Raw genomic sequence first — 26,444 nt, forward strand, 5'->3', positions numbered from 1 at the left:
TGCCTTATTTAAACTGTTGTAGGAAACGAACATCGTTTTCAAAAAACGCACGCAGATCGTCAACGCCATAACGTAACATGGTTAAGCGTTCAACCCCCATGCCAAAGGCAAAGCCGGTATAAACTTCAGGATCAATGCCCACCGAACGTAACACGTTAGGATGGACCATTCCGCAACCTAGTACTTCTAACCAACCATTTTTACCTTTTACATCTACTTCAGCCGAAGGCTCAGTAAACGGAAAGTAAGACGGACGGAATCGAATTTCTAAGTCTTCTTCGAAAAAGTTATTTAAGAAGTCGTGTAAAATGCCTTTAAGTTGAGTAAAACTAACGTTTTTATCAATCATTAAGCCTTCTACTTGATGAAACATTGGCGTGTGCGTTTGATCATAATCGTTACGATAAACACGACCCGGAGAAATTATCCGTAGTGGTGGATTCTCAGTTTCCATTGTTCTGATTTGAACGCCAGACGTTTGAGTACGTAACACAGTTTTAGGATCAAAGAAGAACGTATCATGATCTTCACGGGCCGGATGGTGGTCAGGAATATTTAATGCATCAAAATTATGAAAATCATCTTCAATTTCTGGGCCTGCTTTAACTTCAAAGCCTAACTCACCAAAAAATGATTCAATGCGCTCAATAGTACGATTAACCGGATGAATATTACCAATGCTACTGCGGCGACCAGGCAAAGAAACATCAATAGATTCTTGCGCCAGTTTTAGATTAAGCTGCTCGGCACGTAAAAAATCGCCTTTAACAGTCAACAACTGCTGAACTTGCTGCTTGGCTTTGTTAATCAGTTGGCCAGCTTTCGGACGCTCATCGGCAGATAATTTACCTAACGATTTTAATTGTTCTGTTAACTGGCCTTTTTTACCTAAAAAAGATACTCGGATCTGATCTAAGGTATTAATATCGCTGGCCTGAGAAATATCAGCCTCAGCTTGCTCAACGATTTGTTCTAAATGCTGCATTAAGCTATCCCGAATATAACCCGACCATCGACCGAGTCATTAATTAATTGAATGACAAAGGGCGATAATTTTACGTGATAGTCCAACTAATTACTAGGCGTAACTGCCTATAATTGGGTGTTTTACGTGGCATTGGTCAAATATAAACATATTTATTCGTTAGCTATTCCAGCAAGTTGGGAATTATTCTCTGCCAAAGTTCAACTGGTCAAACCCCTAACAACCGTCCATTTATTGATCAAAACTATGCAGTACTAATTTTCCAATGGTTAAATTATCGCGTATTTTTTGATGCACACACGCGACTTATTGATAGTGATATTGGCTATCAATCACCGGTTGAAGTCGCCCCGTTGCAAAGTAACTCAGAAATTGTTGACTAAATTGACTGATTAATTCACTTTTATAGTGGTTGCTTCTGTTACGTAACGTTGAGCCAACAAGGGTTAAGGGTTAAGCCAAGACTTTGGAAAAGTCAAACGTATCACCATAACGGCCACCGAGCATCGCTAAGTTAACCAGCACAGCGTCAGTCGCGGCAGCGTTAATGTTTTGGCTTAGGTAATTACCGCCAATAAAATCAACAATAATATCAACGCCATAACCTTATCCCCTACTTGAAACTGACTGCCCGGCGGCGCACTAAGCACCGAGCCTGCCACTTCAAGACCAATAATGTCACTTGCTCCGGCAGGGGGCGGATAGTGACCGTCCAATTGCAACAAGTTAGCACGGTTAATGCCACTGGCTTGTGTGGCGATTAACACTTCGTTGCTGTTTGGCTGCAAATCATGTGACTGAGCTAGCACTAGCTGCTGCGATTGATTGTCGCTTAAGTATCTCATTGGCTTTCTCGATGAGTTGGTTCGATTAGGTTGGCTAAATTGCTTTTTTGTTAAAAAATATAGCGTTGCTCGATTAAGGTAAAACACCGGTTTGGCAGCATTAAATAACTATCTATTAAGCGACCGTGAAATCATCAGGTATCGCCATCGATACCGTGGTAACCGTTAAATTGTCGACTCGCGCTTGCGCCGGCCCTTGCTTTAAAAACTCAGTCAATTGTTGCAATGTTAGCTCGGTGCCAACCGCAAAGACCTCAACGGTGCCATCGGTCAAGTTTTTAGCGTAACCGCTAATATTAAGTTGCTGCGCCAATTGCATGGTCGATTGCCTGAACCAGACCCCCTGAACCTTGCCGCTGACTAAAAACAGCCGTTGAATTAATTGATTATGTGGTGGTTTGATCATGATAAATAGTTAACGTCTCGTTAATCCTAAGCGATTTTGATAGCATAAAACATAACATAGGTTTTTGGTGCGAAGTTAGCCTTATTCACGGTGGTATATCTTCGGGTATTCGTTTTTTAAACGGGCCTATTTCAACTCAATGGCTAATCGAGCGCTTTAGATCGCAAAACCATCATCAACGCCCGCCAGTTTGGCGTATTTAACGATAATCTGTTGCCTAAGTCTGGCTGAAACCGTACACTCACGCTTTTATTTGTTCCGTTGATTTGAGTACTCCTATGCAAGCTACTGTGATTTTAAAGCCCGGCCGTGAAAAAGCCTTAAAACGTCGTCATCCTTGGATTTTTTCTATGGCGATTAAGAAAGTAAATGGTCAAGCTGAGCTCGGGGCCACAGTAGACATCCTTGACAGTCAAGGCAACTGGCTTGCTCGAGGTGCTTATTCACCTGAGTCACAAATTCGAGTGCGCGTTTGGACCTTCGACGAAAATGAATTTATTGATCAAGAGTTTTTCGTTAAACGGATCACCGCAGCTTATCAAGCACGCAAGGCGTTAATCGCGGCGCAAGATCTGACCGGTTTTAGGTTAGTCGCTGCCGAGTCTGATTATTTGCCAGGCATCACCATTGACCACTTTGACCAGACCTTGGTTTGTCAATTACTGAGTGCTGGCGCCGAACATCATCGTGCATCAATTATTGGTGCGTTAGAGCAAGTATTCCCTGAGCATAATATCTACGATCGTTCAGATGTCGAAGTACGCAAAAAAGAAGGCTTAACCCCTATTTCTGGCCCAATCAAGGGTGAACTTGGTGATGATTTAACGATTATTAAAGAAAATGGTCATCAAATTTTGGTCGACATTAAAGCGGGCCACAAAACCGGTTTTTACCTTGATCAGCGTGATAACCGCGCTATTGCTGGCGATTATTGCAAAGACAAAACCGTGTTAAATTGTTTTAGTTACACTGGCACTTTTGGTATTTACGCCTTAGCTAATGGCGCTAAGCATTTTACCAATGTCGATTTATCGCAAGGTGCGCTAGATATTGCCAAACAAAATATTGAGCTAAATAATTTAGACATGAGCAAGGTCGACTTTGTTAAAGCCGATGTGTTTAAGTTATTGCGCCGTTACCGCGAGGAAGGTAAAACCTTTGATGTGATTATTCTTGATCCGCCTAAATTTGCCGATAACAAAGCCCAACTAAACGGTGCGTGTCGTGGTTATAAAGATATCAATATGGTTGCCATGCAATTGCTTAACCCGGGTGGCACTTTGCTGACTTATTCGTGTTCTGGTTTAATGCCTGCCGATTTGTTTCAAAAAGTGGTTGCGGATGCCGCGTTAGATGCCGGCCGTGACGCCCAAATTATCGCGCGTTTATCGCAAGCATCTGATCACCCGATTGCCAGTACCTTCCCTGAAGGTTTCTACTTAAAAGGTCTAGCGCTAACAATTAGATAGCGTACACTCGAATCAACACTTAACATTTAGTAAATGATGGAAAATCAGCTTTGAAAACAGTCCAAAAACTAGCGCCAATCCAGCTCGGCTTTAATAGCATACGTGCTCAAGAGCTGTTATCGCAATCCCAGTCCATTGACTCTCAAGGGTTAGCGACCGGACAGCACCGAGCCCAAAATGCGTTTAAGCTGTTTTCAAAGTCACAATGTCAGGGTCAGAACCTGTTTCTGTTAAGTTATCCGACGATTGATACTAAAGGCTTAATCAAAGAACTGATCACCAGCCACCCACACAGCGATAATGTGGTGTTTGATTTAGTTTACGTTGAAGATCTCAATAACCCACGCCGACCAATTTGTCTGCAATTGCCGAAAGGTCAAGGGCTCAAGTTTTCACGTTTGGTCAGTTCATGGCTAAAACGTAATGACAAGGCGCCTGCGTTAGCGGCTAACAAATTAGCAGAAATTGGCAATGTAAAACCTGACAGTGTAGAGCCTAACAGTGCAGCACCTGTCGATGCAGAGCAGCCCAGCAGCGACAGCGCAGTAACTGTCATTGGGCGTTATACCCAGAGCATTGATCATCTATTAAAAGTGTTTAAACGCTTACCTAAAGTCGTCAGTTATTTAACTGATTTGGCGAAACGTTTAGACCGAGGCGCCCTGTTGAGCCATCCGGTGTTGGCCAATAGTTTTGTCGCCCACAATGATAATCAACCGTTACCGATTATTTACTGTGATAATCCGAACAGCATTAAGTTGTTCGGCGATATTGCCGTAGTGACCGAGCAAGGTTCGACCGTGGCCAATCACCACTTGTTACAACCGGGCCTACTCCATCGGGCCAACGGCGGTATTATTGTATTGCCAGCGGAACGATTATTAGAAGCGCCAGAGCTATGGTTTGAATTAAAGTCGGCGCTGCTCGATCAACAAATAAAGTGGATTAGTGCTAACGCTTGGCTTGATCCAGAGCCTGTCGATTTAAAGCTGCAAATCATCTTGGTCGGCGACTCGCTGTCATACAAATTGTTCCTTGAACTTGATCCTGACATTATGCAGTTGTTCCCATTAATTGCCGAAGTTAATCACCAGATAGACATTGAGCAAGATCAAGGTCTGTTAGATTACGCCGGTTATTTACAGAACTTAGCACGACGGGCTAATTGCCATGATTTATCCATTGCGGCGATTGTTCGCTTAATGGAACTGTCATCAACCATGGTCGAGCATCAACACAAGTTTTCGTTAGACAGCGTGATTTTCACCCAGTTAATCCAGCAAGCGCAAACGCATATCGATGATGGGACACAAACTGAACGCAAACACATTGAAACCGCGATTAACGATTATAACAGCCGTAAAGACCGGATCGCTTGTTATAGTTTTGACGCCATCAAACAACAACAATTAATCATTGAAACGCAAGGCAAAAAAGTTGGCCAAATCAATGGCTTGTCAGTGCTCGAGACAGACCTAGATGCCTTTGGTGAACCATCACGGATAACCGCGGCGGTCTATGTTGGTGACGGTGATGTTGACGATGTCGAGCGTAAAGTCGACTTAGCCGGTAATATTCATGCTAAAGGCGTGGCTATTTTAACCTCTTATTTACACCAGAAGTTTGCGCTCGAGGAAGAAATCCCGTTGTCGGCTAACCTCGTATTCGAGCAGTCTTACCAAGGCATTGATGGTGACAGTGCGGCATTAGCGAGTTTAATCTGTTTATTGTCCGCATTTTCGAAACAACCACTATTGCAAGGCATTGCATTAACGGGCGCTATCGATCAGTTCGGTAATGTTTTAGCCGTTGGCGGCATTAATGAAAAGATTGATGGCTATTTTAAGACCTGTGCCCTTAATCCGCTCGACGGCAACCAAGGCGTAATTATTCCGGCCAGCAATTGCTTTAATCTTAATTTAGGTCAGCCAGTTATTGATGCTGTCGCTGCTGGCAATTTCACTATTTATCCCATTGATCACGTAGATCAAGCGATCCAGTTGTGTTTTGAATTGCCTGCTGGCGTATTAGATAAAAACGACAATTTTGACCCGAAATCATTGTATGGATTAATTCAGCAGCGCATTGAACAAATTCATAATCCTGACCTTGGTGAGCATTCTTGGTTTGAAAAAGTTAAAAATTGGTTAAATTAAGTCGATAAAAGAGACAAATCGTCGCATTTAATTAATAATAAGACTTTTAGTAAGCTCATCGGAGTTGTTTGGCGTACAACTGTTCGCTAACCTATCCGAAATTTTAATAATGGTCGATACAATGTCTAAACAATCTAGTTTTTCAAAAGAAGATTTACAAGCAAGCAGCCGTGGCGAATTGTTCGGACCGGGTAACCCACAGCTACCCGCAGATAACATGTTAATGATGGATCGCATTATCAGCATGACTGAAGATGGCGGTGAATTTGGTAAAGGCCAAATTATTGCTGAATTAGATATTAATGCTGATTTATGGTTTTTTGATTGTCACTTTAAAGGTGATCCGGTGATGCCGGGCTGTCTTGGTCTTGATGCAATGTGGCAACTAGTCGGTTTCTATCTTGGTTGGGTCGGCGGCAAGGGACGTGGCCGTGCGCTGGGTGTGGGTGAAGTTAAGTTTACTGGCCAGGTCCTGCCTGACGCTAAAAAGGTCACTTACAAAATCAGCATGAAGCGCGTTATCAATCGCCGTTTGGTGATGGGTGTCGCTGATGCGGTAATGGAAGTGGATGGTCGTGTGATCTACACCGCTAAAGATTTAAAAGTTGGCTTATTTACTGATACTACGGCTTTTTAAGCTCGGTTCAACATCTCCAAAAATGGCGCTTAGGCGTCATTTTTTTTTGAGATAAATTCAACTAAGCTCAGCTCAGTCATTATCATAGCAATCTCTGTAATTTAGTGATCACATGTGCTTGATAAAGCCCATTTAGTCAGCGTTGCCCTCACGCCTAATCGCTAGTTATTACTCGTTAAAGTACTCATGCATTGCCCCTAATGTCACCCCTATATCGAACCCCATGTCGAATCAATTGCGTACCTTGCCTAAATTAATTATCTCCTGATACAACAAGAATATAAATTTAAGGTAATTGGTATTATCTGATAATAAAATCATTGACATGATTAAAAAATAGTCATAAGTTAACCTCCTATGTTGCAACGCAGCAATTGCCCCGTATATCGAGTAGCCGAGATAATTTTAAATAAGGATATGTCATGACCGCAGCTAAAACGACTTCGAACCAGCCATTTTTAGATCCACTTTCACAGATGAGTGAGATAACTCAAACCCTATTTACCGATATCTTAAATAGCCAAAGTCAATTATTTTTAAATTCGATTGAACAAGCTTCTGCTCAGTCGGGTGAATTATTTAGCGCTGGTGATCCCCAAACAATTTTTGAATTACAACAAAGTAATATGCGCGATTATCAACAACAACTAAGTCAATATTCGACGGCTATTACTGACTGTTTTGCTAAAGCCCAAAGTAATTATCAAAATACCTTCACCAGTTCGTTACTTGCTACTAGCTTATTCGAGCAACCAACACCCCAGACCCACACTGCCGAAGATGTCAGCCCGGCCCAACAGCCAAGCACAACTAAAGCGCCCGCTAAAGCAGCAAGTAAAAAAACTGCAGCGACTAAACCTGCAGTAAGCAAACCTGTAGTAACTAAAGCAACAGCGGCTAAAGCTGTTAGCAAGCAAACTGCGGTAAAGGAAGTCGTTAAAGCAGAAAGTTCTGTCAAAACAAGTGCACCGGTCCCAAGTAAAGCGACCGACACTAAAACCCAAGTCGCTAAGCCAGTCACTGAAAAATCAGCTAGCACAACCCCGGCTGCTGTTGTTGCTAAAACACAGCCGAGCGTGAATGCTAAAGCGAACACCGCAACGGTAAAAAAATCGAAGCCAGTGACCAGCGAACCGACTAAAAGTTCTACGACTAAAATCAATTAATAGCGAGCAGCAATGCGTAAACTAAGTGATGATGAGCCCCATCGTATTAAGATTAATCAATCACCCAAAGTCGCTAAAATGATCAAGAATATTAAGCTGATGAAACCATTGGTTTAATATTATGCAAGTCACTTATCTCAAGGTAAGTGGCTTTGTGACATTAAATACACGGAGTAAGTAGTAATGGATGATAACGCCACCAATCAAGAATTTTTAACTTTTATCAATAACGAAACAAATAAAATGCTCGCTAGCCTGTCATCAGAGCAATCACAACAAGCTTTTAGCCAATTTAATCAACAGTGGATGGCGCTTTCTCAGCAGCATTTATCTGATCCGGCCGCATGGCTCAATAATGTAGTCGAATTTCAGCAGCAACAAATGAACCTATGGAATCAATTGCTATCCCAGCAAAGCCAGCAATCGACGCCATTAGCAGAGCCGCCTGCTTTGCAAAATATTCAAAACCAGATCTTTGACTACATTAAAAAATCTTATGTCATGACATCTAACATTTTGGCTGATGCCGCCAGTAAATCAGGCTTAGAAGATCATGAACAAGCGCAGTTAGATTTCTTTATTAGCCAATACTCAGATGCAATGTCTCCTGATAATTTTGCCTTAACCAACCCCGAAGTTATTCAAGAAGCGATTGATACCAATGGTCAAAGCTTAGTTAATGGTTTAAAAAACTTGGTTGAAGACGTCGAAAAAGGACGGATCAGCATGACCGATGAAAGCGCCTTTACCTTAGGAGAAAACATCGCAGTGACCCAAGGAGCAGTTGTTTATGAAAATGAATTATTTCAACTGTTGCACTTTAAACCCCAAGGTAAAAATGTTCACCAAAAGCCAACGTTAATTATTCCTCCATGCATTAATAAATATTACATCCTGGATTTACAGCCTCACAATTCGTTTGTAAATTATTGTGTTAATCAGGATCAAAATACCTTTTTAATTTCGTGGGCTAATCCGACTAAAGAGCAAGGCAATATCCATTGGGACGATTATATTGAACAAGGGGTGATTAATGCGGTTAATATCGTAAAAAGCATCAGTGATAGCAAAGACATTAATGCGGTAGCTTGGTGTGTTGGCGGCACTTTACTCGCTACTGCGCTCGGCGTGCTGGCTAATCGTAAGGATAAATCGATTAATAGTGCGACCTTCTTAACTACCATGCTCGATTTTAAAGATCCTGGTGAAATATCAGTCTTTATCGATAAAGCACAAATAGACAAGTTGTTAGCAGAAGCTAAAGCTGACGGCGTATTTAGTGGCCGTAAATTAGCCACCGCGTTTAATTTACTGCGTTCGCGCGATCTTATTTGGTCTTATGTGATAAACAATTATCTTAAAGGTAAGCAACCTACCCCATTTGATATTTTATATTGGAATGGTGATTCAACTAACTTGCCTTATGAAATGTATCAGTTTTACATTACCGAAATGTACCTGAACAATAAATTGTGTCAAAAAGATCAGTTGACGGTTTGTAACGAACCTATTGATCTCTCGAAAATTGATATTCCGTGTTATTTCCTCTCGACCATTGGTGATCATATTGCGCCATGGAAAAGCACGTTTGCCGGCACTGAGTTAATGAGCGGTAATATTGAGTTTGTGTTAGGCGCCAGCGGTCATGTTGCAGGTGTTATCAACCCAGTATCGCGTAATCGTCGCCATTTCTGGACCAATGGCACCTTAGGTCAAGGTGCCGACCAATGGCTAGAGTCTGCGACTAAGCAAGACGGTTCTTGGTGGAGCCACTGGGATGCATGGATCAAACCTCAGGCTGGTAAAAAAGTAGCTGCACCGGGCTATGGCAGCAGCGACTACCCCGAAATAGAACCGGCACCAGGGCGTTATGTAAAAGTAAAACTTGATGACATGACCTAACCAGCGAGATATTTATCTCAGCCAGTAATATCTTGTTATAGCGATGTTATTCCTAACATCGCTATAACAGCTTTTAAGAAGCCGGTTTGCACTCCAAGCCGGCTTTTTTGTGCACATCATTTGGTGTTTTTCATCTCACACTTAACCATGGTCTTATACCAATTTTATTAAAGATATGATCTTGTTGTGCGCAGGGGGAATCAGCAAGAACAAGGCGCTCGAATGACCAATAGCGGGCTATTGGGATTGAGAGGTACGCAGTTGTCTACAGGACGTAGATAAGGGGCGCGAGCAGGACGCGGTAGCCTTATTGTTGATTTAAACTAGCACAAGTGGTCAATTATTAAATGCAATTAGTATTATTAATCGTTTGTTTTCTAGGTACGTTACTGAGCTCAGATTTTTCAACTTGTCCTAGGGCTACACACTAAGCACAAAAAAGCGGGGGCATATTATGCTCCCGCTTTTTGACTAAACTACTTACTTAAACAAATACTTAAACAAATACTTAAACAAATACTTAAACAAATACTTAAACAAATACTTAACTAACGTTTTAACTAAGGTATTAACTATGATCTTGTATAAATTTCTTGATCATCGGTCCAATCTCTTGCCTAAAGCGACGACCGTTAAAGATACCGTAATGGCCAACATCAGATTGCGTATGATGATGTTTTTTATCTGCTGGGATAGCACTTAATATTTGATGCGCGGCCTGGGTTTGGCCATCTCCAGTAATATCATCATGTTCACCTTCAATAGTGAGCAACGCCACTTTAGTTACTGCGGTGCTATCAACCAGCTTGCCGAGATATGTCATTTCGCCTTTCGGTAAATTATGTTCAATAAAAACATGCTTAACCGTATCGAGATAAAATTTCTCGGGCATGTCCATTACCGCAAGATATTCATTATAAAAGCGGCGGTGATTTTCAGCACTATCGCCATCGCCTTTGATTAAGTCACCAAAAAAGGAGAAGTGTTTATTGATATGGCTATCGAGATTCATACTCATGAAACCACTCAATTGAATAAAGCCAGGATAAACCCGCTGACCAGCGCCGGCAAACTTGTCAGGCACGGTGCAAATCACATTTTTTTCAAACCATGCAAGCTCTTTGTCGACCGCGTAGTTATTAACTTCGGTAGGACTAACACGGGTATCAACTGGGCCGCCAAGCAATGAGATTGATTTAGGCTGATAACTGACATTTTGCTGTGCCATCACCGAGGTTGCGACAATAGTCGGCACTGTCGGCTGACACACGGCAATAATATGGAAGTCGTCGCCTAAAAACTGGCAAAACTCCATCACATAAGTAATATAATCGTCGAATGAGAAGTCACCATCACTTAATGGCACATCACGAGCGTTGATCCAACTCGTAATGTAGACATCGTGATCACTTATAAAATGCTCAACCGTGCCACGTAACAGGGTTGAATAATGGCCCGATAACGGCGCAATAAGCAGCACCTTAGGATGATCATAATTTCCGTTTCGTTTAAAATTAATTAAATTACAATAAGGTTTGGCTACTGCTATCTCTTCTTTAATCGCAATTTTGTTGCCATCGATATCGGCGAAATCAATATTAAATTCTGGTTGGCCGTATTCACCGGTATGGCGCTCAACGAGCTCAGCAGCAGCTGCAACCGTTTTACCAGCAAAGCTGTAGTTTAACGGTGACCATGGTTGATTACACATCGATTTTAACTGTTTCATCCACACATTAAGCGGTGAAATAGCAGCTGTATAGTTTTGCTGCATTTGATATAACATTTTAACATCCTCAACAATCAATTGGCCATAGTCTTACACTGGGCACAAAACGCGCTGCTAATGATAGAGAGCCAACTACCGGATACAAGTTAATCACAAGCATAACAAAATTGTGCAGCGCAACATAGATTGATATTACACGTTTAAACGCCCAAAAATCAATCAATAATCTAATCTTATTAATTTCCCGCGAGAAAAGTGAGCAGTTTCAATGGCTAAATTGTATTAAACATCGCCAATTACATTGGTATTTTGACCATTGGAAGGTAAACTGGGCGTTACTGAGTAAAAAAGAGATAATAGCTATGTCAGAGTTGAGGATTATTAAGAAATATCCTAATCGACGTTTGTACGACACAGAACAAAGCAAATACATTACCTTAACCAAAGTTAAAGAGTTGGTGATCCAAGGCTGTAAGTTCAAAGTGATCGACTCAAATAGTGCTGAAGACTTAACCCGCGCGATTTTATTACAAATTATTATGGAAGAAGAGTCTCAGGGTAAGCCTATCTTTAGTGAAAACTCGCTAGCCCATCTCATTCGTTTTTATGGTGGTAACGCCCAAAACGTATTTGGCCAATACTTAGAAGAAAGCTTAAGTGCCTTTAGCGGCCAGCAAGATGCCTTTTCGTCAGCGACACAAGTACCAATCAATAATATTGCCGAGATGGCGCAGCAAAACCTCAAGATGTGGAGCAATATGCAAACTGCATTTTTTAAACCCGGCCCCACCGACGACAAAGATAAAGAAGAAGAAGAAGACGACCACAATAAATAGTTAAAATTTCGGTCATACCTGAGAGAAAGTAAGTTAATCCTAAAATTGGTGCAGCGCACAAAAAAAAGAGTTGACTATAAATCAACCAGCCCATACACTGGGTCTAATGTTGCAGCGCAACAATAATATTAACCACTTTCTAAACCCTAAGGAAATTACAATGACTGATTTTAACGCACAACTTCAAAAGATGTTTCAGCCTTCAACTCAACTACTAACAGCAAATGCTAAAGTACTTGAAACAGCACTGGCTCAACAAAGCAGTTTAGTAAGCCAGTTTATTGCTAGTTCTTTAGATTTTAACAAGCAATTGTTAGAGCAAAAAGACTTAGCAAATGTTCAGAGCTTATCTGAGAAATTTGGTAAAAGCGTAACTGAGCAGGTAACGTCTTCTAATAAAGAAATCGTTGCTGCTATTAGTGCTGCGAACGAACAGTCTTCAAAAATTATCAAAGAATTAGTTGAAACTTCTCAGCAATCTTTTGCTCAAGCAGCAAAATAATTAGCTGATGCGTCTGATAGCAGTTAACAGAGGCATTCAATACTAATAGGGCTAGATAGCGTAATAACTATTTAGCCCTATTCTTTTATTTTCAGTATCATCACACTTAAGCCTTAGCTACGCGACAGATACCACTAACCTTGCAGTAACCAAACAACCATTCTAGTAACCCGTTTTCCCCTGAGCATAATCCGCCCCTAACAAAATTTACAAATAGAGCTTTACATCTAGTGTTTTCAGGTTTTTTTCGTTATATTTAACCCTTTAGTTAATGGTGAATAATAACGTGTTTGAACTGTTAGATTTGAGCTTAGTGGTTAACTGGCTCAGCTTATTTGGCATTGCGGTTTTTGCGATATCTGGTGCTCTCGATGCCGCGAGAAAGAATATGGATATCCTAGGATTTATGCTAATCGGCACAGTTACCGGCCTTGGTGGTGGCACCACTCGTGATGTGCTGCTAGGACAATTACCGATGTATTGGGTGCAAGATGCTACCTATGTCGGACTGTGTTTAATTGCATCAGCGATGACCTATTACATTGTCCCTAAATTAGCTTCTCGGACCAAAACACTGATCTGGATGGATGCCATTGGGCTATCGCTTTTTTGTGTCACAGGGGCTCAAATAGCCGTTCAGCAAGGTGCTGCGCCACTAATTTGTGTCTGTCTTGGGGTTATTACCGCTACATTTGGCGGTATTTTCAGGGATATTATTTGCGGTTATGACTTGGTACTAAGTCAGCGCGAACTCTATGTCACCAATGCCGTAGTGGGTGCGACGGTTTATTTGGGCTTACATTGGCTTAATGTTAGCGAGAATGTCGCGGTGATCGGCGGAGTATTAGCGGCTTTCAGCCTGCGCAGCGCCGCGATAATATGGGGCTGGTCAATGCCAGGTTACAACTCTCCCGACAACAAATAAATATTGAATGCGGTGCTGATGTCTGGCACCGCAGAGCCGTTAAATTTCGATTTTAAGCGTGTTTAGCTCGAATTCTTGATCCATCAATTGGCCAATCACGTTATCACCACATAAATGATGGGCATACTGCATGTGTAAGCAACGTACTTTGTCCCATTGCGAAATACCACCAATACCATACTGATCAAATAACTTAATAAAACCAAGCGCCTCAAGACGTTGACGGTCACTTGGTTCCATGGCTTGCCAGCGATCAGCAACGTATTGTTGATGATTACGATAAAAAGCCTGTCGCAGCTCTTCGTCTTGCATGATCCGCTCTTCAATCATTTTGGTCCAGCCTGACGTTTCAATTTCTGCGATCGCTTTGTGTAAATCTTTAGAACATAGCCAAAACATGGTTGGGAATGGTTTGTCATTCACTAACGAACGGGTTTGCAATACAGTCGGAATGCCTGCAGGTGTTTGAGCCGCAATTTTGACAATGCCACGAGGCTCGCGCCCAAGTTGACGACGGATGATTTCAAGTTGCTGCTCGGTGAGTTGACAATTAGCCATAATCGGATCACTTCATAATAAAAAGCGGCGAGTATACGCCACTCGACCGAATAAATTAACCTGTTTTATCCTAAAATTTGGCTTAAATGTGATAAAGTGCGCCGTCCATCATTTGATAATAGCGCTCATGAAACTTCGTACTATAAATAAAACTCGTTACCGTAAAAACTTAAACTTATTGCTAGTCGCCGTCGTTGGCGCTTTTATGCTGATCGCGTTACTAATATCGACCTTGTTAATTGCGTTAATAGGCAGCCAATTTGACGATAATTTTAGTTTAAACGTCGCTGGCGTAATTATCGGTGGTTTGACTATTTTGGCACTACTAAATCACTTTAAACACCACCCACTAATGACCGAAATATATTATGTGTGGTTGTTAAAGCAGCAGCTTAATTATATTAATCGTAAAATAACCAAAATAGAACAGCAAGTGCAGCAACACAATCCAGACGCCATGGTATCGCTCAATTTCTACTATCAGGGATCAATGCAATTGTGGCAGCTCGATGACAATACCATCACCATCGATTCACTCAAGCGTAAAATAGCCCAATTGGACCAAGTATTAACTGACTGTAATGTTAGCGTCAGCACCGATGACTACCAGCAAAGCATGTTAGCGCAATTTTGATTGCGCCAAGTGCGCTTATACCAACCTAGCAAAGTACCTGATCATTTTTAATGGTCTAAATAGATGATGACTGCGTTATTTCTTTTCTATGGAGAATAACTACATACGTAAAGAAATGCCTTGTCCTAATCAATTTATACTCATAAAAAAGTAGACCACTTACTTACCTAGATTGGTATTAATTTAGGTTTACTTAACAACTGCCTATGATAGGTTATAGCTTCACTAATAATAAGTCATAGGGAAAACTGATGAATTTCGAAAAGCTATTAAGCAACTTTGATATGGGCGTTTGTGTCGATCAGCAGCAACGTGAAGCCTTAGTTGATTTGGTTATTCTGTTTGTTGAAATTGACGGCATCGTTGACCAACGAGAAATGCAATATACTCAAAACTGGCTTGAGTCATTAATATGGACTTCGACTCAGTCACCAGCAGATTACCTTAAAGAGATTAGCGTAAAATGCCAAACCGCGATAGCGAACAACCAAGTTGAAGACTTTATTCGCCATCGTGCCAGTCATATCATTGATCCAAAAGCGCAACACGAAGCCGTGAAACTGGCCGAGGGTGTGGCACTGGCTGATGAAGAGTTAGCTGATGTTGAAGAGCAAGCGCTGACCTTTTTAAAAAGCTGTTTTTATTAAAATCAATGTGAGGGGCGACATTTCGCCCTGAACGCTGCAATTTTGATCGCAAACAAGCATAGCGCTTTGATCTGTTAGCTATTCCAGAAAGTTTCAACCATTTCCCGTCAAACTGACTTTGCCACTAATCGGCTGTATGTTCTAGGCTAAAAAAGGAGTAATATTAACGTAATATTCGACATTTAATAATTAGGTAAATACTTTGCAAGCACTGTCGTCGTTACAACAACAGCAACTCAATAGCTGGCTTCTTGAAAAATCACCAAACGGCACGTTAAGTTTAACCGCTGTTAAAGGGTATCTCTTTGCCGTTATCGCATCCCCTGATCCAATCGAAGTCAGTCAGTGGTTAAGCACGATATTTAATCACAATACCGACACCCTTCCGGATGAAATAACCCTAAGTTTAGCGACTTTATACAACGAAATTAGCGATCAAATGTTTGATAGCGGTATTTCCTTGCCCGACCATATTGAATATTCAGACTTGGCCCAAGCCAACTTTTTAGCCGGTCATCCATTGCATGAATGGAGTTTAGGGTTTGCTTGTGGGCTTAACTTTTATTCGCAAAAACTATTAGAATCGGCTGAGCTTTCGTCAGAATTATTAGAAAGTTTTTCGCTCGCGATTATGGCGCTAACCTTCTTTGCTGATCATGAAAATGCCGACGCTGTGGTCTCGAGTCAACAGCAGAGCACGATCGACGAGTTTGCGCCGCTCATGTATCAGCTAATCAACGATTTGGTGCCAGAATATGCCCAACTGGTTGAGCAAGTAGCATTAAGCTCGGGTCTGTATGACGAAGCGGAAGACGATTGGAACTAGTCTTACTCTTAACCAAGGTAACTCGGCTCGGCTAAAATAAGATGAAATGAAATAGTATCATTTTATGACGCAGCGAACATGCATTGAAATTGGCATGTTCGCTGCGCATTGGCAAGTTACTCTCGTATTATTCGCTAGCTACACGTTACGGCGGATTAGCAACCACAATATCCTGGTAGCCATAGTGCGGCATGCCGTCTTGCAGCCACGACACCGCCAAGCGCCATGTCATCATGTGCGAGCCACATCGTGCGACAATGGTTTTTGCCAGATAACTATTACCGGCCTCTTGCTTACTGAAGATAACCGGTATTTTCCCCATATACATCGATACACCAGCTAACTGGGCGGTAATCTCTGTGACGGGTTGCTTAAATTCAAGCGAGATATCTAATAAACGCTCAGCGTAAAGCTCGTCGGGTAAAACCAGCGTGACTTTATCGCCATATAACGACAATGGACAACCAGGGAACACATCACATGAACTGGCGATGATTGCAGTTTCGGCTTCTTGCTCGGTTGCAGTCGGCGTGTGAGAGTGGGTATGTGCCGCCACCGAACTCGCCATTAAAAACCAACCAGTAAAAATTAGGGGGAGTATTTTTTTCATCGCAACGATTTTTTATTTAAGTTAGCCCATTGTAGCCTAGTTTTAATTTTATTCTTATTAAATGGTTTATTAATTGGTCATTACACAATGTTTTTTTTAATTATTTAACAAAATGACATTTATCAAATTTCAACTTTGATCCAAATCAAGCTACAATAGCGCCCTATTATCGTATGATAATGGCGCTATGATTCTTAGCTTCAAAAAAATGAATCAGGCACTGGGTCTGTTCAGTAATACTGAACAGGTATTTACTAGCCATTTATGGCTAGGTTTAACAAGCAAATGTAAGCAATGGAAGCCTGAAGATGACTCACACAAGTCCATCAAGTGCTGATTATAACTACACTGTTGTTCGCCAATTCGCAATTGCCACGGTACTTTTGGGCATATTTGGCATGGCAGTCGGTGTATTAATAGCATCACAGTTATACTGGCCACAATTAAATTTCGATACACCCTGGCTAACCTTTAGCCGTTTACGACCGCTTCATACTAACGCCGTTATTTTCGGTTTTGGTACAAGCGCCCTTTTTGCAACGTCTTATTATGTTGTCCAACGTACCTGTCAAACTAGGTTATTTAGCGACAAGCTCGCTAGCTTCACCTTTTATGGTTGGATGGCTGTTATTGTCTGTGCCGTAATCTCTTTGCCACTGGGTTATACCTCGTCAAAAGAATACGCTGAATTAGAATGGCCAATTGATATTCTAATCACCATTGTGTGGGTTAGTTATGCGATAAACTTCTTCGGGACATTAATGATCCGTAAAACCTCACATATCTATGTGGCTAACTGGTTTTATGGTGCGTTCATTTTAGTGGTTGCTGTTTTACACATCGTTAACAGTGCTGCGATTCCTGTTGATTGGATGAAATCTTATTCTGCATACGGCGGCGCGACAGATGCTATCGTTCAGTGGTGGTATGGTCACAATGCCGTAGGTTTCCTACTGACAGCTGGCTTCCTAGGTATGATGTATTACTTCGTTCCTAAACAAGCTGAACGTCCTGTTTACTCTTACCGTTTGTCGATTGTTCACTTTTGGGCATTGATTGCATTGTACATTTGGGCCGGTTCTCACCACCTTCATTACACTGCATTACCAGACTGGACTCAAACAGTCGGCATGGTTATGTCGATTATCCTGTTTGCGCCTTCTTGGGGTGGCATGATTAACGGGATAATGACCTTATCTGGTGCTTGGCATAAATTAAGAACAGATCCTATCTTACGTTTCTTGATCGTTTCACTATCGTTCTACGGTATGTCAACGTTCGAAGGCCCGATGATGGCTATTAAAACCGTCAACGCCTTATCACACTACACTGACTGGACTATCGGTCACGTACACTCTGGTGCACTTGGTTGGGTAGCGATGGTTTCTGTTGGTGCGTTATATCACATGATCCCGCGTCTATGGGGCAAAACCGATATGTACAGCACTAAGCTGATTAACACCCATTTCTGGTTGGCAACAATTGGTACGGTATTATACATAGTTGCAATGTGGATCTCTGGTGTAATGCAAGGGTTGATGTGGAGTGCGGTTAACGCCGACGGTACCCTTACTTATAGCTTCGTTGAAAGTTTACAGGCGTCAAAACCTTTCTACTTAATGCGTGCCATTGGTGGTGCATTCTTCTTAGCAGGTATGTTTATCATGGCCTATAACGTCTTTAAAACAGTGACTGCATCTGATGCAAGAACTGATTTTAACCAAGCGTAGGAGAGTTAAGCAATGTTTAAAAAATTCAATCACGAACTTGTTGAAAAAAATGCTGGTCTTCTGGGTCTATTAGCTATTGTTGCCATTAGTTTTGGTACGTTAGTTGAAATCACACCACAGCTATTTTTGTCAGAAACCAATACGCCGATGAAAAATATGAAGCCCTATACTGCCCTGCAGTTTGAAGGCCGTGATATTTACATTCGCGAAGGTTGTGTGCAATGTCACTCACAAATGATCCGTCCGTTCCGTCACGAAACTGAACGTTATGGTCATTACTCATTAGCGGGTGAGTCGGTATGGGATCACCCATTCTTATGGGGTTCTAAGCGTACTGGTCCTGATTTGGCTCGTGTTGGTGGTCGTTATAGCGACGCATGGCACGTAGCGCATCTTAATGATCCGCGCGCTGTAGTGCCAGAGTCGAATATGCCGGGCTTCCCTTGGTTAGAAACAACCGTATTAGACGGTGAACTAACCGAGAAAAAGCTAACGATATTCCGTGACTATTTCGACGTTCCATACACCGATGCTGATCTTGCAGGTGCTAAAGATGCTGTTAAAGGCAAAACTGAGCTTCAAGCGCTTATTGCGTACCTTCAGTCACTTGGCACCCACTTAAAATAGGATTTGCTATGGATTACGCTACATTTCGAGGCTTAGTTACAGTGGGAATGCTGGTTTTGTTTATCGGTATTTATAGCTGGGCTTATAGCTCTCGCCGTAAGAAAGCGTTTGATGAAGCAGCAAACTACGTGTTTGCTGACGAGCAAGTTGACAACATAGCTAAAAAATCAGGAGAAGAGTCCAAATGAGTAACTTCTGGAGTGCATGGATTATCGGTGGCGCCCTAATCGTTATCTTTGGCTGTGCGTATATCTTACGCATGGTTATCGTTGATACGATGGGTGAGGAAGGCAAAGAAATGCCTCATACCTTCGATGGCATTATCGAAATGAACAACCCACTTCCAAAGTGGTGGACATACATGTTTGCAATCTCAATTGTATGGGGCTTGGGTTACCTAGCACTATACGGTGTTGCAAATTATGAAGGTCCTTGGCAATGGAAAAGCGCGAATAAAGAAATTTATTCACTTGCTGATTCTAGAGCCGCTGTCATCGCCTCAAAAGAAAAAGGCGCATATGTTCAATATGACATGGAAATAACCATGGCTAAAGAACGTTATGACCCAATCTTTGCAGCCTATGCTGCTAAGCCTATCGACGAGCTAGCGAAAGATCCTGAAGCAATTAAAGTAGGTCAACGCCTATTTATTCAAAATTGTTCTCAGTGTCACGGCAGTGATGCCCGTGGTCAGCGTGGTTTCCCTAACCTAACTGATAACGATTGGTTGCACGGCGGCAGTGTTGACAAGATCAAAGAAACTATCATGCATGGGCGTAACAGCACAGCGATGGCATCTTGGTCTGCGGCACTTGGCGGCGAACAAGGCGTTAAAGAAGTTGTTGCTTATGTTCGTAGTTTAGGTGGTCGTAAAGTTAACGCCAAAGACGCGACGGCAGGTAAAGCTAAGTTTGGTATTTGTGCCGGTTGTCACGGTGTTGATGGTACTGGTTCTTACGCCATGGGCGCACCTAACTTAACCGATAACATCTGGTTATATGGTGGCTCTGAGCGCGCAATTACTGATTCGGTTACTAATGGTCGAATTGGCATGATGCCAGCTTGGAAAGATATTCTTGGTCATGATAAAGTTCACGTAATCTCTGCTTACGTTTATAGCTTATCAAATAAATAACCAACGTAAATCTTACAAAAAGGCTCCGCTGATGCGGAGCCTTTTATATTGGCGCAACAAAATAGCTAAATCATCACTGGCAACCATCAATAGTCATCACCTATTGGTCGCCTTATCTCAAACTGTTAGTCACAAAAGTTTATTGTAGTTAAGCTTGCTGCTTATACCTTGCTTGTTGATTTAACTGGAATAAATTTATTTTTGGAGTTGTTGTGGAAAAAACTATTGAACCTTGGTACAAACAATTTTGGCCTTGGGTACTCATTTTCTTGCCGCTGTCTGCTGTTACCGCCAGTGTCACCACCTTATTTATTGCAATCGACAATAAGCCCGACATGGTGGTTGAAGATTATTATAAAAAAGGCAAAGCGATTAATGTCGATTTAACCCGACTTGATAACGCGTTTCGCTTGGCATTAAAGTTCAGACTAACCGTTAATGCTGACACCTTGGTATTAGAACAAACCTTTGGCGAGCCACAGCAAAGCGCGCTGCGTTTGCACTTTATTCATCGTACTCAAAAAGCCAAAGATTTTGACATGTTAATTACCGCCGATGCCAACAGTGTCTACCGAGCTGATATTCCGAGTGAAGTTAACGGCAAATGGACCATTCAGCTTGAATCATTTGATGGTGAGTGGCGCATTCAAACCGTTGATATGTTCCCGTCTAAGTTTGCTACCCTGCTCGACTCTTTCGATCGTAATTAATGATGTCGTCTCAGACTCTGTCGTCGCAATCTAGTTCGTCACAAAATTTGACTGAACAAGATTGCTACCACTGCGGTGAGCCCGTAACGCCAGCACTTGAATTAACCGTCGAAATAGATCAACAAACACGCCTCATGTGTTGTCATGGCTGTCAAGCCGTGGCCCAGTCGATAGTTGATAACGGGTTAGTCAGTTACTACCGCTTACGCAGTGAAAAAGGCACTCAAGCCAAGGATCTGGTGCCAGAGCAACTGAGTGAACTTTATAGTTATGACATTAAGGAATTGCAGCAAGAGTTTGTTGATGTCCATAGTGATCATAACGAAATTACCTTAACGGTCGAAAATGTTAGCTGCGCCGCCTGTGCGTGGTTAATCGAGCGCCAGCTCGCTCAATTACCTGGACTGTTGCAAAGCAACGTCAATACCACCACTTCACGTTTAAGTGTCAGCTGGGACGATCAACAGTTAAAGCTGTCGACCATTCTATTTGAAGTGGCCAAAGTGGGTTATAAAGCTTACCCGTTTCAGGTTGACAGTGCCGAATTACACGAAGTAGCCACCGCGAATGCCTATTTAAGAAAAATGGTCATCGCTGGGCTCGCCACCATGCAAGTAATGATGTTTGCGATGGCCGTATATTTTGATGTGTTAGGCAGCTTAAGCGTCGGTTTTACCAATTATTTTCGTTGGATCAGCTTAATCATTGTTACACCCGTGGTCTGTTATTGCGCGCTCCCCTTTTATCGCAACGCGCTTAGTGCGCTAGCTGCCCGCCGGCTAAATATGGATGTGCCAGTATCATTGGCAATATTATTGGCTTTTGGCGCCAGTGTGATCGCGACAATCAACAAAAGCGGCGAAGTGTACTTTGAGTCCGTTTCAATGTTTGCATTTTTTCTACTGTTAGGGCGTTTTATTGAGCAACGCGCCAAGAAAAAAGCCTCACAAACCAGCAGTAATTTATTTAAATTAATTCCGAGCACTGCATTGCAGCTGGTCGACGGTCAAACACAAACCGTGCCTGCACGTTTGCTGCAGCCCGGTGATATCATTTTGGCCAAACCCGGACAAGTTATTGCCGCTGACGGGATCATTATTAGTGGCACCTCTCAAACTTCAGAAGCAATTCTCACGGGTGAATCGATGCCAGTGGCTAAAACTGTCGGCGATACCGTTTTTGCTAGCAGTGAAAATATTGAGAGTCCGTTAACCATCGAGGTTAGCTGCGGCGCTAGCGAACGCTTAATTTCACAGATTATCAAGCTGCAAGAGCAAGCAGCGCAAACCAAGCCTAAACTGGCTTCACTGGCCGACTCACTTGCCCAATATGTGGTGCTGGCGATCCTTGTATTAGCGGGTTTAACCTATATAGGCTGGTCTTTGGCCGGTTCTGATCAAGCATTTTGGATAGCATTAGCCGTGCTGGTTGCGACCTGCCCTTGTGCATTATCGTTAGCAACACCCTCGGCTTATACCTGCGCCTCAGCGACTATCAGCCGGCAGGCTATTTTGCTTCGCTCGGGCGATGCCTTTGATGCATTAACCCAGGTTAATCATGTCTGCTTTGATAAAACAGGTACCCTGACCACCGGCGAATTTACCATCAACGCAGTCGATTCAGCATTGGACCAACAGCACGTTTTAGCCCTATGTGCCGCCCTAGAGGCTAATTCGCAGCACCCTATTGCAACCGCTTTTAGCGAACATTTTGATCAGAGCTATCTGGCCACTCAATGTAGTGCGAAATCAGGTGGCGGCATCAGTGGCACCATTAATGGCCAAAACTACCTGCTTGGCAGTGCTCAATATGCCGGTGTTAAGCCCATCGAGCAGTCGGATGACCACAGCGTCGTTATTTACCTTAGCTGCGATGGCCAACTAGTCGCAAGCGTGCGCTTAAGCGACCAAATCCGCCCGCAAAGTAAAGCGTTAATCGAGTATTTAACGGCTCGTGGCATCACCACTACCCTGTTAACCGGCGACAATTCAATGCATGGTGATTTTGTGGCCAACGTGCTTAAAATCGACCATTTAGTTAAAGGCCAAACGCCCGAGCAAAAACTAGCCTACCTTAGCGAACAACAACAAAACGGCGCCATTGTCGCGATGTTTGGCGACGGGGTTAATGATGCGCCGGTGCTTGCTGGCGCGCACCTGTCATTTGCCATGGGCACCGGGGCCGATATTGCGAAATCAAGCGCTGATATTGTATTATTACACGATGATTTAGCCAAAGTCGCTATTGCGATTGGCCTAGCGCATCGGGTCAAACGTATTATTAAGCAAAATTTTGGTTGGGCAATTGGTTACAACTTAATTGCGGTGCCTTTTGCAATCGTTGGCCTGTTACCTCCTTATTTGGCAGCACTTGGCATGTCACTGAGTTCAGTGATAGTAGTCACTAACTCGCTTCGATTATTAAAAGGCAAAAAATGAATATCTTGTTACTGTTAATCCCGATGGCCTTAATTATTATTGCAGTGGCAATTTGGTTTTTCTTTTGGGCGATAAAAAGTCAGCAGTTTGATGATCTTGACCGTCAAGGTGCCAATATTTTATTTGATGATGATCAACCGCAACGTTGGCCGGCTAAAGTGACGGCCAACGTTGCCACAAAAAATAGCAACGATACGTCGGTAAACCAGAGTGTGAAAACCAACGACACAGACCACAAGTAACCATGGCTGGTTATGATTTTTTTGCCGCTCTGGTGGTCGGTTTCTTAGGCGGTGGTCATTGCTTAAGCATGTGTGGCGGTATTGTCGGGGTGTTCTCAGCAAACATCCCAATTCATCATCGCATTAACCTGCGATTTAAACTGCCCTATCTGTTAAGTTATAACTGCGGCCGAATTTTAAGTTATTGTACAGCAGGCGCTTTAATCGGTTTTAGCGTCCAATTTTTTGCCTTAAAATCACATGTTATCTTGCAGCTAATGCAATTAGCCGCAGGCACCATGTTAGTGTTGCTGGGGCTGTACATCGGACGCTGGTTTAATGGCCTGACTAAGGTTGAATTAATTGGTAAACGCGGCTGGCAGTTTATCTCGCCCTGGGCTAAACATTTTATTCCGTTTAAGCACCCTTTTGCCGCATTGCCTTTTGGCATGATTTGGGGTTGGTTACCCTGCGGCCTGGTTTACAGCACGCTGACTTGGGCTGCTGCCAGTGCTAGTCCAACCGCTGGGGCTTTGATTATGCTCGGGTTTGGTTTAGGTACCTTGCCAGCCATGTTAGCTATCGGGGTATTCTCGCAACAATTAGCCAGCCTACTTAATCACCGCCTATTTCGCAGCGTGGGTGCGCTCGTAATAATTATTTACGGCTTAAAGATGATCTATTCTACTGCACTACTGATTTAGCCTTTGATCTGGTTCAGATTAAATTTTAATGTTAATATCGGTTTTATACACGTAAAATGACGGATTATTCAGATAAATGAGCTCAAAACCCTGCCACGGAACCAATTCAATTCATTGCCAAAGCTGTAGTATGGCGGATTTGTGCATTCCTTTTAGCCTCAATGATACGGAAATGGGTCAATTAGACAATATCATCGAGCGCAAAAAACCAATTCAAAAAGGTGATTTGGTCTGTAGTGCTGGCCAAGAATTGCAATCTCTATTTGCTATCCGTTCTGGCAGCTTTAAAAGCTATACCTTGTCAGCCGATGGTCATGAACAAGTTACTTCATTTAATTTATCCGGTGATATTATTGGCTTTGACAGCATAGGCCGCAAGCAGCATCAAAGCTTCTCGATTGCGCTAGAAACCTCAATGATTTGTGAAATCCCTTATGACACGATTGATTCATTATCGGGTCGGATGCCAAGATTACGCCAACAAATGATGCGCTTAATGAGTGATGAAATCCTCAATGACCAAACCATGTTGCTGTTATTAAGTAAACGTAGCGCCGAAGAGCGTTTAGCGACCTTTTTGCACAGTTTAGGCCAGCGTCAAGGTGAGCGAGGTTTTTCTTCTAAAGAATTCCGCTTAACCATGACCCGAGGCGACATTGGTAATTACCTTGGTTTAACCGTTGAAACGATTTCTCGTTTACTGGGTCGTTTTCAAAAGAGCGATATTATTTCAGTGCAAGGTAAATACATTACCATCTTAGATCAGCTGGCACTCGAACAAGCCAGCGGCAGTAAAGCGTCTGTCTAAGCTGTTTTTATCATTTATCTTTAAGCCCATCTCCTGATGGGCTTTTTTATGGACTATAGTAACTAATAACGAATGTATAGCGCTTGTTTTTAAGGCTAATTCTTGATATAAACTAAAGTAGGATCTAGTTGTATTATTTCTTAACTCTGTGATTTAACAGCCGATTAATCAATAACATAAGTAGTGAATTATGATGGAATATAAAAATATATTAGTCGTGGTCGACCCAACGACCGAACATCAACCCAGTCTTGACCGTGCCGCCTACCTAGCACGCAGTTACGGGGCAAAAATCTCTCTTATTTTATGTATTTACGATCTCTCGTACGAAATGACTTCTATGCTTTCCGCTGATGAACGAGAAGCAATGCGCCAAGGGGTTATCGGCCAGCAACAAACTTGGGTAGATCAATTAATTGAAAAGTATAGCGACCTAACAATTGAAAGTACTGTTACGTGGCACAACCGTCCATTTGAAGCGATTATTAGTCATGTTTTCGAGCATGATGTTGATCTTTTAGTTAAATCAACCCATAACCACGGCAAAATAAAGTCGGTGATATTCACGCCTACCGATTGGCACTTATTGCGAAAATCACCCTGTGACGTTTTATTGGTTAAGGAGCATGCTTGGCCCGAAGGTGGCATCATCTTGACCGCCGTTAACGCGATTAGTGAAGATGAAGCCCATATTGATCTTAATAATAAGGTGATTCAACATGCGACGGACATTGCAAAGGTAGTCTCGGGTAACGTAAAACTGGTTAATGGTTATCCTGGCACTCCGGTTAATATTGCAATAGAAATTCCAGAATTTAATCTCAATGAATACAACAGCTCAGTGCGTAAACTGCACCTTGAGGCCATGGAAAAAATCGCCCTAAAATTTGGCCTAGATAAAAGCAATTGCATTACCGAAGAAGGTTTAGCCGAAGATGTTATTCCAGCTATCGCGCAAGAGCTCGATGTTGAATTACTCATCATTGGCACTATCGGTCGTACTGGCCTGTCAGCAGCGTTTATCGGCAATACTGCTGAGCATGTTATCGACCAATTACACTGCGATTTATTGGCGGTTAAACCAGCAGGTTTTATATCACCGCTGCAACCATAAAACACCCTGTCGTTGTATTAGCACAGAGTCGCCCCAAAGGCGGCCTTTGCTGGTGCAGTTAATTATTATTTAATGGCAAAACGAAATAATCGTATAATTATCAATAGTGAAACTGTGGATTACG

The 26,444-nt window shown here is 42.4% G+C and carries 27 protein-coding genes; 21 read left to right on the top strand and 6 right to left on the bottom strand.

What is annotated here, in order from left to right; genetic code table 11:
• Nucleotides 1-4: 4 nt before the first annotated feature.
• The 3 genes from pheS to HRU23_04445 all read right to left on the bottom strand — a co-directional run bounded on the left by pheS (nt 5) and on the right by HRU23_04445 (nt 2,236).
• Nucleotides 5-985 (bottom strand): phenylalanine--tRNA ligase subunit alpha, encoded by a 981-nt coding sequence (gene pheS, locus HRU23_04435; GenBank protein NRA53368.1) that lies wholly within the window; start codon nt 983-985, stop codon nt 5-7.
• A 557-nt stretch (nt 986-1,542) separates the two neighbouring features.
• Nucleotides 1,543-1,830, bottom strand: a complete 288-nt coding sequence (locus tag HRU23_04440) for an alcohol dehydrogenase catalytic domain-containing protein (protein NRA53369.1) — start codon at nt 1,828-1,830, stop codon at nt 1,543-1,545.
• A 115-nt stretch (nt 1,831-1,945) separates the two neighbouring features.
• Nucleotides 1,946-2,236: an acylphosphatase gene (locus HRU23_04445; protein ID NRA53370.1), complete on the bottom strand. Its 291-nt coding sequence runs from the start codon at nt 2,234-2,236 to the stop codon at nt 1,946-1,948.
• Between the two features lie 278 nt (nt 2,237-2,514).
• Here HRU23_04445 and HRU23_04450 point away from each other — a divergent pair, with 278 nt between their 5' ends.
• The 5 genes from HRU23_04450 to phaC all read left to right on the top strand — a co-directional run bounded on the left by HRU23_04450 (nt 2,515) and on the right by phaC (nt 9,566).
• Nucleotides 2,515-3,705 (top strand): class I SAM-dependent methyltransferase, encoded by a 1,191-nt coding sequence (locus tag HRU23_04450; GenBank protein ID NRA53371.1) that lies wholly within the window; start codon nt 2,515-2,517, stop codon nt 3,703-3,705.
• A gap of 50 nt (nt 3,706-3,755) precedes the next feature.
• On the top strand, nt 3,756-5,861 hold the full coding sequence (locus HRU23_04455; protein NRA53372.1) for an AAA family ATPase: 2,106 nt from the start codon (nt 3,756-3,758) through the stop codon (nt 5,859-5,861).
• 109 nt (nt 5,862-5,970) lie between these two features.
• On the top strand, nt 5,971-6,498 hold the full coding sequence (gene fabA / locus HRU23_04460; GenBank protein NRA53373.1) for a bifunctional 3-hydroxydecanoyl-ACP dehydratase/trans-2-decenoyl-ACP isomerase: 528 nt from the start codon (nt 5,971-5,973) through the stop codon (nt 6,496-6,498).
• Nucleotides 6,499-6,920: 422 nt separating this feature from the next.
• On the top strand, nt 6,921-7,664 hold the full coding sequence (gene phaP, locus HRU23_04465) for a TIGR01841 family phasin (protein NRA53374.1): 744 nt from the start codon (nt 6,921-6,923) through the stop codon (nt 7,662-7,664).
• 183 nt (nt 7,665-7,847) lie between these two features.
• Nucleotides 7,848-9,566: a class I poly(R)-hydroxyalkanoic acid synthase gene (gene phaC, locus HRU23_04470; protein ID NRA53375.1), complete on the top strand. Its 1,719-nt coding sequence runs from the start codon at nt 7,848-7,850 to the stop codon at nt 9,564-9,566.
• 568 nt (nt 9,567-10,134) lie between these two features.
• Here phaC and HRU23_04475 read toward each other — a convergent pair.
• The gene (locus tag HRU23_04475; protein NRA53376.1) at nt 10,135-11,352 is read right to left on the bottom strand and encodes a polyhydroxyalkanoate depolymerase; all 1,218 of its coding nucleotides are present in this window, start codon (nt 11,350-11,352) and stop codon (nt 10,135-10,137) included.
• A gap of 305 nt (nt 11,353-11,657) precedes the next feature.
• Here HRU23_04475 and phaR point away from each other — a divergent pair, with 305 nt between their 5' ends.
• From phaR to HRU23_04490, 3 genes are all read left to right on the top strand, one after another.
• Nucleotides 11,658-12,131, top strand: coding sequence for a polyhydroxyalkanoate synthesis repressor PhaR (gene phaR, locus HRU23_04480; protein NRA53377.1), 474 nt, complete (start codon nt 11,658-11,660; stop codon nt 12,129-12,131).
• A 160-nt stretch (nt 12,132-12,291) separates the two neighbouring features.
• Complete coding sequence (locus HRU23_04485) at nt 12,292-12,633, top strand: phasin family protein (GenBank protein NRA53378.1); 342 nt, start codon at nt 12,292-12,294, stop codon at nt 12,631-12,633.
• A gap of 271 nt (nt 12,634-12,904) precedes the next feature.
• Entirely contained in the window at nt 12,905-13,558 is a 654-nt protein-coding gene (locus tag HRU23_04490; protein ID NRA53379.1) for a trimeric intracellular cation channel family protein, read from the top strand.
• A gap of 39 nt (nt 13,559-13,597) precedes the next feature.
• Here the strand turns inward: HRU23_04490 and HRU23_04495 are convergent, their stop codons facing one another.
• Complete coding sequence (locus tag HRU23_04495) at nt 13,598-14,116, bottom strand: DUF501 domain-containing protein (protein ID NRA53380.1); 519 nt, start codon at nt 14,114-14,116, stop codon at nt 13,598-13,600.
• Nucleotides 14,117-14,243: 127 nt separating this feature from the next.
• Here HRU23_04495 and HRU23_04500 point away from each other — a divergent pair, with 127 nt between their 5' ends.
• The 3 genes from HRU23_04500 (at nt 14,244) to HRU23_04510 (ending at nt 16,223) form a co-directional block, all read left to right on the top strand.
• Complete coding sequence (locus HRU23_04500; GenBank protein NRA53381.1) at nt 14,244-14,750, top strand: DUF3087 domain-containing protein; 507 nt, start codon at nt 14,244-14,246, stop codon at nt 14,748-14,750.
• Nucleotides 14,751-15,001: 251 nt separating this feature from the next.
• Nucleotides 15,002-15,397 carry a TerB family tellurite resistance protein gene (locus tag HRU23_04505; GenBank protein ID NRA53382.1) on the top strand — a complete coding sequence of 132 codons (396 nt, stop codon included), beginning with the start codon at nt 15,002-15,004 and terminating at the stop codon, nt 15,395-15,397.
• A 202-nt stretch (nt 15,398-15,599) separates the two neighbouring features.
• The gene (locus HRU23_04510) at nt 15,600-16,223 is read left to right on the top strand and encodes a UPF0149 family protein (protein NRA53383.1); all 624 of its coding nucleotides are present in this window, start codon (nt 15,600-15,602) and stop codon (nt 16,221-16,223) included.
• A 145-nt stretch (nt 16,224-16,368) separates the two neighbouring features.
• On the opposite strand, the gene HRU23_04515 is transcribed toward HRU23_04510, so the two are convergent.
• The gene (locus HRU23_04515) at nt 16,369-16,833 is read right to left on the bottom strand and encodes a hypothetical protein (GenBank protein ID NRA53384.1); all 465 of its coding nucleotides are present in this window, start codon (nt 16,831-16,833) and stop codon (nt 16,369-16,371) included.
• Between the two features lie 308 nt (nt 16,834-17,141).
• Between HRU23_04515 and ccoN the strand changes: the two genes are divergently transcribed.
• From ccoN to uspE, 10 genes are all read left to right on the top strand, one after another.
• Entirely contained in the window at nt 17,142-18,563 is a 1,422-nt protein-coding gene (ccoN, locus tag HRU23_04520; GenBank protein ID NRA53385.1) for a cytochrome-c oxidase, cbb3-type subunit I, read from the top strand.
• 12 nt (nt 18,564-18,575) lie between these two features.
• Nucleotides 18,576-19,190, top strand: coding sequence for a cytochrome-c oxidase, cbb3-type subunit II (gene ccoO, locus HRU23_04525; GenBank protein ID NRA53386.1), 615 nt, complete (start codon nt 18,576-18,578; stop codon nt 19,188-19,190).
• Nucleotides 19,191-19,198: 8 nt separating this feature from the next.
• Entirely contained in the window at nt 19,199-19,378 is a 180-nt protein-coding gene (locus HRU23_04530; protein NRA53387.1) for a cbb3-type cytochrome c oxidase subunit 3, read from the top strand.
• A complete protein-coding gene (ccoP, locus tag HRU23_04535) occupies nt 19,375-20,325 on the top strand; it encodes a cytochrome-c oxidase, cbb3-type subunit III (protein ID NRA53388.1) in 951 nt (316 codons plus the stop codon). Before HRU23_04530 ends, ccoP begins: the two co-directional genes overlap by 4 nt.
• Before the next feature lie 224 nt (nt 20,326-20,549).
• Nucleotides 20,550-21,035 carry a FixH family protein gene (locus HRU23_04540; GenBank protein ID NRA53389.1) on the top strand — a complete coding sequence of 162 codons (486 nt, stop codon included), beginning with the start codon at nt 20,550-20,552 and terminating at the stop codon, nt 21,033-21,035.
• Nucleotides 21,035-23,473 (top strand): cadmium-translocating P-type ATPase, encoded by a 2,439-nt coding sequence (gene cadA / locus HRU23_04545; protein NRA53390.1) that lies wholly within the window; start codon nt 21,035-21,037, stop codon nt 23,471-23,473. The genes HRU23_04540 and cadA overlap by 1 nt, the downstream gene beginning before the upstream one ends.
• The gene (ccoS, locus tag HRU23_04550; GenBank protein NRA53391.1) at nt 23,470-23,715 is read left to right on the top strand and encodes a cbb3-type cytochrome oxidase assembly protein CcoS; all 246 of its coding nucleotides are present in this window, start codon (nt 23,470-23,472) and stop codon (nt 23,713-23,715) included. Before cadA ends, ccoS begins: the two co-directional genes overlap by 4 nt.
• A gap of 2 nt (nt 23,716-23,717) precedes the next feature.
• Nucleotides 23,718-24,398 carry a sulfite exporter TauE/SafE family protein gene (locus HRU23_04555; protein ID NRA53392.1) on the top strand — a complete coding sequence of 227 codons (681 nt, stop codon included), beginning with the start codon at nt 23,718-23,720 and terminating at the stop codon, nt 24,396-24,398.
• 76 nt (nt 24,399-24,474) lie between these two features.
• Entirely contained in the window at nt 24,475-25,206 is a 732-nt protein-coding gene (gene fnr, locus HRU23_04560) for a fumarate/nitrate reduction transcriptional regulator Fnr (GenBank protein NRA53393.1), read from the top strand.
• Nucleotides 25,207-25,396: 190 nt separating this feature from the next.
• Nucleotides 25,397-26,320 (top strand): universal stress protein UspE, encoded by a 924-nt coding sequence (gene uspE / locus HRU23_04565; GenBank protein NRA53394.1) that lies wholly within the window; start codon nt 25,397-25,399, stop codon nt 26,318-26,320.
• Nucleotides 26,321-26,444 lie beyond the last annotated feature (124 nt).

Source organism: Gammaproteobacteria bacterium (assembly GCA_013214945.1).
Classification (GTDB): domain Bacteria; phylum Pseudomonadota; class Gammaproteobacteria; order Enterobacterales; family Psychrobiaceae; genus Psychrobium.